Genomic DNA, 12,225 nt, shown 5'->3' on the forward strand with positions numbered 1-12,225 from the left:
GTAGTAACTTTTTTCAAGAGGGGGAGGAGCTACTATCGACAGCGAGCTTATCGAGATCAGGTGGCACGGCCGCGGCGGTCAAGGCGCCGTCACATCAGCCGAACTTATCGCCCAGGCGGCAATCGCCGAAGGCAAATTCGCCCAGGGATTTCCCAGTTTTGGTCCGGAACGGCGCGGCGCGCCGGTCATGGCTTACAACCGGATCAATCAACATCATCCCATAAGAAACCGCGCCGGCATCACCCAGCCGGACGTGGTGGTTGTGCTCGATCCAAGCCTTTTGGCCATCGGCAAGGTGACTTCCGGATTGAAAGATGGAGGTACGGTTGTCATAAACACCTCCAAGGCCATCGAGGCTTTCCCGGAACTTTCCGAGCGATGGAACGTGGCCATTATCGATGCCACCCGCATTGCCCGGGAAGAACTTGGGGTCCCGATTGTCAACACCACCATGCTAGGCGCACTCCTGAAGGCGACCGGTGCCATCGACATTTCAGCCATGACCGAACCGCTTAAAGGCCGTTTCGGTAGATTGGCCGATAAAAATATCAAAGCGCTCAAGCGGGCATTCGAAGAAACCCAGGTAAAGGAGCTGAAAACCGTTGGCTAAATCGGAATTCGAATTGACCTGGCAGGATATCGAGATCGGCGCCGCCGTCACCGAACCCGGCAGCGCAGCGGCTTATAAGACAGGCGACTGGAAATCCCAGCGGCCTACCTATGATTTCAGCCGGTGCCTGAAGTGCGGCATCTGTTACGTTTTTTGCCCCGAAGGTTGTGTCCGTCAGAACCAGAAGGGACATTTTGAGGCTAATCCATACTACTGCAAGGGCTGTGGCATCTGCGCATACGAATGCCCCACCAGGGTAATCGTCATGCGGGAAGAGGAGGAGAAATAAATGGGGAAACGCGTTGGGGTTGAGGTCTCCATTGCCCTGGCTGATGCGGTTAAACTGGCTGATGCCGACGTCATCGCCGCCTATCCCATTACTCCCCAGACCCACATTGTGGAGCACCTGGCGGAACTGGTGGCTGAAGGCGAACTGGACGCCGAATATATCCCGGTCGAATCCGAGCATTCCGCTCTCTCTGCTTGCCTTGGCTCTGCGGCAGCCGGCGCCCGAACTTTCACAGCGACGGCCGGGCAAGGCCTTGAGTTGATGCACGAAGTACTTTACGTTGCCTCAGGCATGCGCCTGCCGATCATCATGGCGGTTGCCAACCGGGCATTATCGTCGCCGTTGTCGGTTTGGGGCGACCATTCCGATGCCATGGCGGTGAGGGACACCGGCTGGATCCAGATCTTTACCGAAAACGGCCAGGAAGTAGTCGATCAAATTATCTGCGCCTTCAGAATCGCGGAAGACCCCAATGTGCTTTTGCCGGTGATGGTTCATCTCGACGGGTTCAATCTGTCCCATGTTATCGAGCCTATCGAAATGCCGACCGAAGAGGAAGTTTGCGATTTCCTTCCGGTCCGGCGCAACCCCCTGACGCTGCATCCATCCAAGCCGGTGGCCATGGGCGATTTCGCTCCGCCGGTGGTTTACACTGAAGCCAAATGGGCGCAGGAACAGGCGATGATGGCGGTAAAGCCGACTATCCTTGATATCTGGGATGATTTTGCCAAGAAATTCGGCCGGGAATACAAGCCTGTCGAATGTTACAAATGCGACGGCGCCAAGAACCTGTTGTTTACCATGGGTAGTTTCTCCGAGACGGCGATGACCGCGGTCGACAAGCTGAGAGACGCCGGGGTGGACATCGGCCTCATCCGGCTGCGCCTGTGGCGGCCGTTCCCTTTCGAGGAATTCCGCGCCGCGGTCAAGAATGCCGAAACCTTGCTCGTCCTCGACCGCTGCATCTCCTCCGGCGGTCCCGGCGGACCGGTTGCATCGGAACTCAAGGCCGCCCTCTACAATGAAGAAAAGAAGCCCAAGGTGGTCAGTTTCGTCGGCGGACTGGGCGGCAGAGACATCACTGTCGCCGGATTTGAAAAGATTATACTCGACGGTCTGGAGCTGGCAGCCAAAGGTCAGGAAAGGGAGTATGAGATCGTGGGGGTGAGGGAATAATGCAAAACTTAGGGGTTTACGCCTCACGACTGGTGACCAAAGAAGAGAATTTTGTGCCGGGACACCGCGCCTGTATCGGTTGCGGCGAGGCACTGGCGGTCAGGCTGGCGGCCAAGGCTTTCGGCAAGAACACCATCGTGGTCAACGCCACCGGCTGTATGGAAATCGTGGCGTCCCAATTGCCCTATACCTCTTGGAAATTGCCCTGGATCCATACGCTGTTTGAAAACTCCGCCGCGGTCGCCTCAGGTGTTGAATCGGCGCTGAAGGTCCAGATGCGCAAGGGTAAGATCCCCCAGGAAGACATCAAAACGGTTGCCATCGGCGGCGACGGCGCCACAGTGGACATCGGCCTGCAGGCCATTTCCGGCGCTTTTGAACGCGGCCATGACTTTCTGTACATCTGCTTCGACAACGAAGCCTATATGAACACCGGCATTCAGCGCTCGTCGGCGACCCCTTTCGGCGCCTCGACCACGACCTCTCCAGCCGGCCGGGCCAAGGCCGGGCAGATGTCCTGGAAGAAAAATATGCCGGAGATCGCCGTGGCCCACAATATTCCATACGTGGCCACAGCCTGCCCCAGTTATCCTTTTGACCTGATCGAGAAGGTCAAAAAGGGCCTGGCGACCAAAGGGCCAGCCTATATTCACGTTCTTTCCGTCTGCCCCACCGGCTGGCGCTGCGATACCGAGATCAGCATCATGCTCGGTCGGCTGGCTACCGAGACCGGCGTCTTCCCGTTGTACGAAGTTGAAAACGGCAAATACAAGATGAGCCTGGTGCCGGAGAAATTGAAGCCGGTCAAGGATTACCTCAAGCTGCAGAGGCGTTTCCGGCATTTGAAACCCGATGCCATTGAAGCCATTCAGTCGCGGGTGACCGAGGAATACGAGAAACTACTGGAGAAAGCGGTATGACGCTGGACACCAAATCTTTCGCCGAGGTGGTCAATACCATCCTGGCCAAATACGAAAACGACGCGGCCATGCTGGTCGGCATCTTGCAGGATATTCAATCCGAATTGAACTATCTGCCCAGGGAGTGCCTGGTGATGGTCAGCGAGGGGCTCGATATCCCGCTTTCACGAGTCTACAGCGTATCCACTTTTTTCAAGGCGTTCAGCCTGAAACCGCGCGGGCGCCACAGCCTGCACGTCTGCATGGGCACCGCCTGCCATGTTCGCGGCGCCGAGAAGGTTCTTGACAAGCTGCAGACGGAACTCTGCCTGTGCGCCGGGGAGACCTCGCCGGACATGAAATTCACCCTTGAGACGGTCAACTGCGTCGGCGCCTGCGCCCTGGGGCCGGTGGTAGTCGTCGACGGCGAATATGCCGGGCAGGTCACCACCGATAAGGTCAAATCCATCTTAGAGGGTTGTAAATAATGGACATCGAAGAAAAAACCCTCAAACGGTTGAATTCGCCGCAAGAACTGGAAGCTTTGCGCCAGGAACTGCAACGCGCGTCATCGGCCAAATCCAAGACCATAACCATCTGCTGCGGCACCGGCTGCCTGGCCTACGGGGGCGCCAAGGTAGCCCAGGGCTTCAAGGATGAGATCAAGGCCCGCGGCCTGGAAAACGAGATCGAGGTCAAAACCACCGGATGCCACGGTTTTTGCGAGCGTGGCCCGCTGGTGGTCATCCGGCCGGAAAACGTCCTGTATCAACGGGTCAAACCCACTGATATCGGCGAAATCGTTGACACCGTCAAAGACGGCAATATCGTCGACCGGCTACTTTATACCATCCCCGGGACGAAAACAAAGGTAGCTCATGAGCATGATGTCCCATTTTATAAAAAGCAGATGCGACTGGTCTTCGGCGCCAACGGCTACATCGATCCCACCTCCATTGAAGATTATATCGGCTGCGGCGGTTATACCGCACTGGCCAAGACTCTCTATTCCATGACCCCCGACGAGGTCATTTCCGAGGTCAAGAAGTCCGGCCTCAGGGGCCGCGGCGGCGGCGGTTTTGCCACCGGAGCCAAATGGCAGAGCACTCAGGAAGCCCATGGCGATACCAAGTATGTCATCTGCAACTGCGACGAAGGCGACCCGGGGGCGTTCATGGACCGGTCGCTCATGGAGGGCAACCCCCATGCCATACTTGAAGGTATGGTCATTGCCGCATTTGCCGTAGGCGCCCATGAAGGCTATATCTACATCCGGAATGAATACCCGGTGGCGGTCAAGCACGCCGAAAGGGCTATCGCCCAGGCGGAGGCAATGGGGCTGCTGGGACGGAACATCCTGGGCTCCGGGTTCGATTTTACCGTAAAGATCAACCGCGGCGGCGGCGCCTTCGTCTGCGGCGAATCCACCGCGCTGATGGCCTCTCTCGAAGGCAGGGTCGGAGAGCCGCGGGCCAAATACATCCACACTTCAGAGCGCGGCTTGTGGGACCAGCCGACGGTGCTCAACAACGTCGAGACCCTGGCTAATGTGCCTCTGATCATCAATAAGGGGTCCCAATGGTACTCCGGCATCGGGACCGCCAACAGCAAGGGCACCAAGATTTTTTCGCTGGTTGGCAAGGTAAACAACACCGGCCTCATTGAGGTCCCGATGGGCATTACCCTGCGCGAGATCATCTATGATATCGGCGGCGGTATCCCCAAGAATAAGAAATTCAAAGCCATCCAGACAGGCGGTCCGTCCGGTGGCTGTCTGCCGGAATCCAGGCTCGATATGCCTGTCGATTTCGATGAACTGACCCGGGCCGGTTCGATGATGGGTTCCGGCGCCATGATCGTCATGGACGAAGACAACTGCATGGTGGACATCGCCCGGTATTTCCTGTCGTTCCTTGAAGGCGAATCCTGCGGCAAATGCGTTCCCTGCCGCGAAGGCTTGAAGCGGATGCGCCAGATACTGGACCGCATCATTTCCGGCCGCGGTGAAGACGGGGATATCGAACTCCTGGAAGACCTGTCCGAAACTCTCACCTGGGGCGCCCTGTGCGGCCTTGGCAGCGGCGCCGCCAATCCGATCATGTCCACCCTGCGTTATTTCCGAGATGAATACGAATCCCATATCCGGGAAAAACGTTGCCCCGCCGGTGTTTGTAAGCCCTTGATCACATACAATATCGTCGAGGCCAATTGCCCCAACTGCACCCTGTGCATCAAGGCTTGCCCGGCTGGCGCCATCACTGGGAGGGGTAAAAAGGTGCCGGTGGTGCTGGATCAATCCAAGTGCACCAAGTGCGGCGCCTGCTTCGACGTCTGCCGCCTGAACGCCGTGGAGGTACGATAATCAGATGGTCAAAATAAATATCAACGGCCGCGACTTCGAGGCCGAGCCCTGCCAGACGGTGCTTTCAGTCGCCCAGTCGGCTGGCATCGATATTCCTACCCTGTGCCACACTGAGGCTGTCGCTGATTACGGCGCCTGCCGCATATGCCTGGTCGAGGTGGAAAGACGCGGGCGCAAGCGCCTGGTGACCTCCTGCCTGTACCCCGTGGAAGAAGGCATCAAGGTTACCACTGATTCCGAGCGAGTGAAAAAAGTCAGGAAGACGATCATAGAACTCCTCCTGGCACGTTGCCCGGACTCTCAAGCCATCAGGGAAATGGCGGAGAACATGGGCGTGACCGAATCGCGTTTCGCGCTGGAAGAAAAGGCTGAAACCGGCAGTTGCATCCTGTGCGGCCTGTGCACCCGTGTTTGCTCCGAAGTTGTCGGAGCATCAGCCATAAGCCTGGTCAATCGCGGTACGGCGCGTGAAGTAGCCTTGCCTTTCTACGACGAGGCCAGTTCATGTATCGCCTGCGGCTCCTGCGCCTATATCTGCCCCACCGGCGCTATCAGCCTGGTAGACGCCGGCAGCAAACGGATCATTTCCTGGCCGAATGGCACCGTTGATTTCCAGATGAAGCAGTGCACCCGCTGCGGCTCCCATTATGCCCCGGTCCGACAGGTTGAATATATGATCGAGAGTTCAGGGCTGTCGCCGACCGAGTTCGAACTCTGCCCCGATTGCCGCAAACTCGACTAACCCTTGTCGAAACACTATTTTACAAGATACAATATCCAAACGAACCGAGCCTGATAAACTGTCCCGTACGGAAGTTGGTCGTTGGTGTTCGGGGTTTGTTCTCCGGGGTGTAGCGCAGTTGGTAGCGCGCAGCGTTTGGGACGCTGAGGTCGGAGGTTCGAGACCTCTCACCCCGATTTTCCCCACCTTTCCACCCAACCCCGAATTCGCAATGCCTCAATTCCTGAATGCATCCAAAGCCCAAAGTTGAAAGCTGGGCTTTTTTATTTGATACGGATACTTCAACGGTCACCAGCAGACTTAGGATACAGCTCGGATTTGACTTATGGCTACCATCTAATGAAAATGGAAAGAAACGGAGGGCAGCGATGAGTTCCAAGACGGTCACGTTAAAAGTCAACGATGTCAACATACCGTTATCTTTCTTCGTCCAGACGTATTTCGACCGCGTTATGGACGGGATCATCGGATCTCTTGAAAACACCGGTTCCGCGGAAACACTTATGCTTGAGGGCTCGAACAACTCAGTCGCCCTGACCGTGAACGGCTTACCGGTGGCTATGAATGAGTTTGTTCGGCAAATTGTCCGGAAAACAGCCGAGGGAATGATCTCCAGCTTGAGGGGTATCGAAAAGATAGATACCTTCAACATCAGCGTCGTTACGGGTAAATAGTTTGTCGAAATCCGATTATGATCTCATCGTAATCGGCTGCGGGGTTTCCGGGTTTACGGCGGCCACGATGGCGGCGGGGTTGGGTAAGCGCGTTCTGGTAGTGGAGAAAGAGTCATCGGCTAGAGACGCGGCGTTGCAGGGAGGGCTGCCGAGTAAAGCCTTGATCCGGGCTGCTGTCGCCGCCGAGACCATCCAAACCGGGCGGAAATATGGTTTGGGGTATTCTCCGCCAGAAATTGACATAGAGGGTGTGTTACCTAAAGTGCGATCGGTCATTTCCGAAATGACCGTTTTTACCAAGGCAGGCAGATTGCTTCAACTAGGCGCCGATTATATTACCGGCCGAGCGTCTTTTATCGATCGTCACCGTATCAGTGTTGGAAACCGGATCGTCTCCGCCAGGAAGCTCATCATCGCCACCGGCGCCCGCCCGGCAACACTGGATGTCCTGGAAAAATCAGGTGCCGGTTATCTAACCAGCGATACCTTGTTTCACCTTGAGCATTTGCCAAAGACGATAATGGTAGTCGGCGCCGGTCCGACCGGCGTCGAGATTGCCCTGGCGCTACGATTGCTGGGACTCGAAGTAACCGTCGTCGATTCCGCCGAATCGATCCTGAGTTCTGAAGACCGCGAAGTGGCAGCTCATGTGGCGGATTTCTTAAAGACAAGGGCATCGTTATTTACGCCGGTCACGAGGTTACGGGATTGAAACGAGTGGAAGGGTTGGCGCGGCTCAGCATTTCAGGCGAAACGGGAGAATCGGTGATTCAGGCGGAAGAGGTGTTGCTCGCCGCGGGGCGTAAACCCAATATCGAAGGGCTTGACCTTGAGAAAGCAGGCGTTAATTTTAACCGGCAGGGTATTATCGCCAATAAACACCTGAATACCTCGACCACGAACATATTTGCCTCCGGCGATGTGACTGATCGCATCCATCTGGTGGGCGGCGCCGAGCACCAGGGTCTGGTGGCCGCCAATAACGCATTATTGCCATTCAAGCAGTCGGTCACCTTAGATGACATAGCATGGACCGTGTTTACCAATCCACCTTTGGCGCATGTTGGACAAACCGAAGAGCAGGTCAAAGAGGATTATGGTTTCGCATACACGGTGTATCGGCAGGAATTCAAGAACATCGGGCGAGCCCAGTTGGAACAGGAGACCACGGGATTTGCCAAATATCTTTGTGACCAAAACGGTTGTTTGCTGGGAGCTCACATATTCGGCCCCGGCGCGGAGGCCGCCGCGCAGGAACTCCAATTGCTTAAAGCCCTTGGAAAACCTCTTTCAAGATTACATAACATAAAGCACGTTTTCCCGACATATTCTGAAGCCACCGTCAAACGATTGGCCGATATCGTGTACCTGCAAAAAATGGAATCCAACCCAATAGTACGGATGGCACTCAAGTTATTACCGGGATTCCGCAATAACATCAGCGCGGTAATATCACAATTGGAAAATAGCTGAAACCCAGGCTGGTAAAAAGCCCCTCGGGGTAAATTACCCCCGTTTGTTCGGCGGCTGACAACACGATACAATTAGCCCATGCCTTTTCGTTTATCTTCAGAGCCGCAGCTCAATTCGCCTGATCTCATCGTCGGCTGGCCGGGCATCGGCAATGTCGGTCTGATGGCGGTCGAAACCCTCCGAAGACAACTCGGCGCCGAGTATTTCGGAGAGATCGAACCGGAACCTTTCTTCTATCCCTCCGGCGTGGTCATCAAATCCGGGGTACTGGAATCACTAAGTTTCCCGGGCAGCCGCTTTTATTACAAGAAGACAGCTGAACGGGACTTGATCCTTTTCCTCGGTGATGAGCAACCCGCGGAAACGGGTTCCACCTATGCCTCCGGCGGAAAAGCTTACGAGATGGCCAACCTGGTACTCGACGTGGCGCAAAAATTCGGCTGCCGCCGGGTATTGACCTCCGGCGCCGCGGTTTCACCCATCCATCACAACTACACTCCGGGGGTCTGGGCGGTCGCTAATGACGCGTACCTGCTCAAGGATATTGAAGAAGCCAGCGACAGGCGATTCGAAAGCGAATTACAGGGAAAAGCTGCCCAGGCGAATATCAGCGGGTTGAACGGGCTGCTGATCGGCGTCGCCGCCCAGCGCGGTATTCCGGCGGCCTGCCTCATGGGTGAAGTTCCGGACTACCTGGCTCGGGCACCCATGCCTTACCCCGCGGCGAGCCAGTCGGTGCTTGGACTGATCTCGCGTTTTTATGGCCTGAACCTGGATCTAAAAGAACTCGACGAGATGCGCCGTCAATTGGGCGACATGATAGACCAGTTCTTCAACCAGTTCCCTGACGAACTGAAAGAAAAAATTTCTCAGCGGGCGCAGGTCAGGGCTGAGATTGAAGACGGAGAAGCCATTACCGACGAAGACAAAAAATGGATGGCCGATCATATCGAAGACCTGTTCCGGCCGGCTGGAGGCAGCAATGACCGGGCTGCTTAAATACGCAGCCGCCCCTCAACTGGTACGGCCGGTCCTGGTAGCGGGTTGGCGCGGCGAGGCTGGAAATATCGGCGAACGAGTGGTGTCGTTCATCAACGAAGCACTGGATCTCCAACCTCTGGCGGAGATCGAACCCGTTGGCTTTTTCCAGTTATCAGGGGTAGAAGTCTCTAAAGACCTGGCGCGTTTACCCGATTGCCGTTTTAAATATTCAGAGACCGCCCATTTGATCACGCTGCTGTCTGATGCGCCTTCGTTTGAGGTTCACCAATTTCTTAAAAATATCCTCGATCTGGCCTCAAAGTTCGTTGTAGGACATGTTGTGGTAGTTTCAGGATTTCCCGCGATGTCCTCGCACAATACCCCGAGCCAAATGCTGGCGAATTTTTCTACGCCGCTTCTGAAGGACTGGTTGTCAGGCGGAGCCGTAAACACGGCAATCGATTACTCTTCGCCCCCGGGACAGAAACCGCCCATCAGTACATATCTGACATGGGAGGCGAAGCAACGCGGCATCGAAGCGGTATCCCTGTGGCAGCCGGTGCCTTACTACCTGGCGCCTTTTACCGACGAAACCGGGGCTCAGAAGGTAGTTTCGTTGCTCAGGGACAAGCTGGCAATCCCGGTTGATTTAGAGCCCGTTTCTGAATCTGCCCAGCGGCAAAGGGAAAAGATCGCAGCAGTTCGGCAATCGACACCGGAAATTGAAAAATATCTGACGATGCTGGAAAGTAACCTGAGCCTCACGGAGTACGAAGCCAGCGCGCTGGCTGCAGGGGTGCGCCAGGCGCTGATCTAGCCTTCACCGGCAGGTTGTCCTGTTTCCGTTTGAGCTTCCGCGTCTCCGGAGTCTGCCCTGGTGTCTGCCGCCTCGTTTTCCTCGACCGGACGGTTACGCATGAACCGGTGAACCTCGTCGAGCGACGGGGGGAATACACTGAATATCTCTATGTCCCTGGGGAATTGGATAGGATGCCCTTCGCGGATGAACAGGACGCCAGCTTCGTCGGGATCCAAGGTTTCATCGATCTGCCTGACGATATGATCATAGCGGTTTTTCATCGCCTCGCGATATTGTTCGGTGACCAGTTTAGCCACTTTGGCGCTGGAAAAACCCATCATGATACATCGTTCCCAATCCATCGTTTCGGAAATAAGTTCCCGTTCCTCGATCGAATTCAACACCGCGCCACGTTCGATAAAGGCGCGAGACAAATTGTAGCTCGATGGGTTGTACTCTTCGAGGGCTTTAAACGATTCTTCACCGGTGTCGTCGATGCCTTCGTGATAAATCTGTTTTACGGCGCCGATGCGCTGTTCCAGGTGTTTCAACTGGCTTTCGACATCTTTCCAGTATTTATCGAAAAGGGAAACGTATTCTTTAGGCGCCTCAGGCCACCGGTAAAGCAGAGGAACGACGTATAATTTGCGTTTACCTTTGAAGGTGGACACTTCCGGTCGTTGGATTTTTCCCAGCTCTTCGGCCATGTGATCTCCTTAAGCGTTTGATTAGCGGAATATATGGAAATGGGCGGATCAGTCCTCGGTGTACACGATGCGGTCATAGAGTAATTCAAGCTTGGCCTTGTGGGCCATTTCCTGCCAGGCGAGGGCCTGACACAGGTTTTTGGCGCCTTCATCGCTGAAAAGTCCCATCAGGGAGGTATAGAACCCCACAGAATCTGCTTCCCGTTTGATGGCAAATAAAAGCGCTTCGGTAAGTTCAGCTCCGGGCAGTTCGGAGGGACCCTTAAGATGGTCGGTCAATTTGAGATCAACTATTCTTGAAGGCAAAACCGGGGTGTACCTGACGTTTTCGGAGTTCAGGTTTTTCAGGACCGCCAGGTGATGCCCTTCTTCCTCGGCGAGCTCTTCAAGCAATGTAGCCACCGCCGGTTCAGGAGCCAGGGTCACCGCCTGGCGGTACATGGCCGCTGACGCCACTTCCTTGAGCATAGCCGTTTCCAGGATTTCAGATAGTTCCGCGTTCATCAAACCTCGATTAAAATGGTGATATCGTTTTCGCTATTCTAAAAGGCGTAAGCCGCAAGTGTCAATCGAACCCCGGCAACGCCTTTGCCGCAACTTTTGATTCAGGTATAATCAGGATTAATTACGGTTGGAGCTTATCATGGGCTATAACAAAATCCTCATCCCCCTTGATGGTTCGGAATCGGCCGAACTGGCGTTGCCATATTCGCGAAAACTAGCCGATGGTCAATCAACCCTGGTGTTGTTCAGCGTCTGCCCTGAGGATGAATTACGGCTGTGCCGGCTTAACAGCGCCTACCTTGGGCTGCAGGCCGAGGCGCTCAAGGCGGCTGGATATCAGGCCGTCAGTCATACGGAACCAGGAGACCTGGCGGAACGGATTAAAGACTATGTCGCCAAAGAAGGCGTGGACTTGATCGTCGTCTGCCGGCAGGGCCATTCGGACCTCAGCAAGGAGGAAAAAGTACTTCAGAACCTGGTAACGGAACGCTGTTCCCTGTTTTTGGTGAAGCCCGGCAGCGGCCAGCCCAAGTTGACCAAAATCCTCCTGCCGCTGGACGGTTCGATCGTATCCGAGAACGCGATTCCTCACGTGATCCGCCTGGCTCAGATTACCAGAGCCGAAGTGTTGCTGCTCTCGGTCAATGGCTATCCGGAAATCCCGTCCGACCGCCCGCCGGCAGCCAAGCCGAGCTGGGAGGAATATGCCCTTATTCTGATGAAAGAAGTGCGGGAACAGGCCCGGGAATATCTTGGCCGCGTTGCCGCTGATTGCAAAAAGGCCGGGGTGACAGCGAAAACAAGCGTGGTTTTCGGAGGCATCGCCGAGAGCATCGTCAGGGTTGCCGAAGAACACAAGGCGGATGTCATCGCCATGGCTACTCACGCCCGCACTGGGATTGACCGGTGGGTGTATGGTAGCGTCGCCGCCACCGTGAGTTCGGCAACAACGCTTCCGATGCTGCTCGTCCGCGAGACCGAGGTCTGATATTTCGAACTTGGGGGAAGA

At 55.5% G+C, this 12,225-nt stretch carries 13 protein-coding genes, 1 tRNA gene and 1 pseudogene; 13 read left to right on the plus strand and 2 right to left on the minus strand.

What is annotated here, in order from left to right; genetic code table 11:
- Nucleotides 1-34: 34 nt before the first annotated feature.
- The 12 genes and pseudogenes from Dform_RS03885 (at nt 35) to Dform_RS03945 (ending at nt 10,023) form a co-directional block, all read left to right on the plus strand.
- Nucleotides 35-610: a 2-oxoacid:acceptor oxidoreductase subunit gamma family protein gene (locus Dform_RS03885; protein ID WP_076003859.1), complete on the plus strand. Its 576-nt coding sequence runs from the start codon at nt 35-37 to the stop codon at nt 608-610.
- Nucleotides 603-899 (plus strand): 4Fe-4S binding protein, encoded by a 297-nt coding sequence (locus Dform_RS03890; RefSeq protein WP_076003860.1) that lies wholly within the window; start codon nt 603-605, stop codon nt 897-899. Before Dform_RS03885 ends, Dform_RS03890 begins: the two co-directional genes overlap by 8 nt.
- On the plus strand, nt 900-2,075 hold the full coding sequence (locus Dform_RS03895; protein WP_076003861.1) for a transketolase C-terminal domain-containing protein: 1,176 nt from the start codon (nt 900-902) through the stop codon (nt 2,073-2,075).
- Entirely contained in the window at nt 2,075-2,995 is a 921-nt protein-coding gene (porB, locus tag Dform_RS03900) for a pyruvate synthase subunit PorB (protein WP_076003862.1), read from the plus strand. The genes Dform_RS03895 and porB overlap by 1 nt, the downstream gene beginning before the upstream one ends.
- On the plus strand, nt 2,992-3,462 hold the full coding sequence (locus tag Dform_RS03905; RefSeq protein ID WP_076003863.1) for an NADH-quinone oxidoreductase subunit NuoE family protein: 471 nt from the start codon (nt 2,992-2,994) through the stop codon (nt 3,460-3,462). The genes porB and Dform_RS03905 overlap by 4 nt, the downstream gene beginning before the upstream one ends.
- Complete coding sequence (locus tag Dform_RS03910) at nt 3,462-5,336, plus strand: NADH-quinone oxidoreductase subunit NuoF (protein ID WP_076003864.1); 1,875 nt, start codon at nt 3,462-3,464, stop codon at nt 5,334-5,336. The genes Dform_RS03905 and Dform_RS03910 overlap by 1 nt, the downstream gene beginning before the upstream one ends.
- A gap of 4 nt (nt 5,337-5,340) precedes the next feature.
- Entirely contained in the window at nt 5,341-6,078 is a 738-nt protein-coding gene (locus Dform_RS03915; protein ID WP_076003865.1) for a 2Fe-2S iron-sulfur cluster-binding protein, read from the plus strand.
- Between the two features lie 103 nt (nt 6,079-6,181).
- Nucleotides 6,182-6,254 (plus strand) — tRNA-Pro (locus tag Dform_RS03920).
- Between the two features lie 192 nt (nt 6,255-6,446).
- Nucleotides 6,447-6,752: a hypothetical protein gene (locus Dform_RS03925; protein WP_076003866.1), complete on the plus strand. Its 306-nt coding sequence runs from the start codon at nt 6,447-6,449 to the stop codon at nt 6,750-6,752.
- A gap of 31 nt (nt 6,753-6,783) precedes the next feature.
- A pseudogene (locus tag Dform_RS11760) lies at nt 6,784-8,225 on the plus strand (dihydrolipoyl dehydrogenase family protein).
- A gap of 78 nt (nt 8,226-8,303) precedes the next feature.
- On the plus strand, nt 8,304-9,224 hold the full coding sequence (locus tag Dform_RS03940; protein WP_076003869.1) for a PAC2 family protein: 921 nt from the start codon (nt 8,304-8,306) through the stop codon (nt 9,222-9,224).
- Nucleotides 9,208-10,023, plus strand: coding sequence for a PAC2 family protein (locus tag Dform_RS03945; RefSeq protein WP_076003870.1), 816 nt, complete (start codon nt 9,208-9,210; stop codon nt 10,021-10,023). The genes Dform_RS03940 and Dform_RS03945 overlap by 17 nt, the downstream gene beginning before the upstream one ends.
- On the opposite strand, the gene Dform_RS03950 is transcribed toward Dform_RS03945, so the two are convergent.
- Nucleotides 10,020-10,712 (minus strand): hypothetical protein, encoded by a 693-nt coding sequence (locus Dform_RS03950; RefSeq protein WP_076003871.1) that lies wholly within the window; start codon nt 10,710-10,712, stop codon nt 10,020-10,022. The genes Dform_RS03945 and Dform_RS03950 overlap by 4 nt on opposite strands.
- A 48-nt stretch (nt 10,713-10,760) precedes the next feature.
- Entirely contained in the window at nt 10,761-11,216 is a 456-nt protein-coding gene (locus tag Dform_RS03955; protein ID WP_076003872.1) for a ferritin family protein, read from the minus strand.
- Between the two features lie 139 nt (nt 11,217-11,355).
- Between Dform_RS03955 and Dform_RS03960 the strand changes: the two genes are divergently transcribed.
- Nucleotides 11,356-12,204: a universal stress protein gene (locus Dform_RS03960; protein ID WP_145925526.1), complete on the plus strand. Its 849-nt coding sequence runs from the start codon at nt 11,356-11,358 to the stop codon at nt 12,202-12,204.
- Nucleotides 12,205-12,225: the final 21 nt, after the last annotated feature.

The sequence above is a fragment of the Dehalogenimonas formicexedens genome (assembly GCF_001953175.1).
GTDB classification, from domain to species: Bacteria; Chloroflexota; Dehalococcoidia; order Dehalococcoidales; family Dehalococcoidaceae; genus Dehalogenimonas; species Dehalogenimonas formicexedens.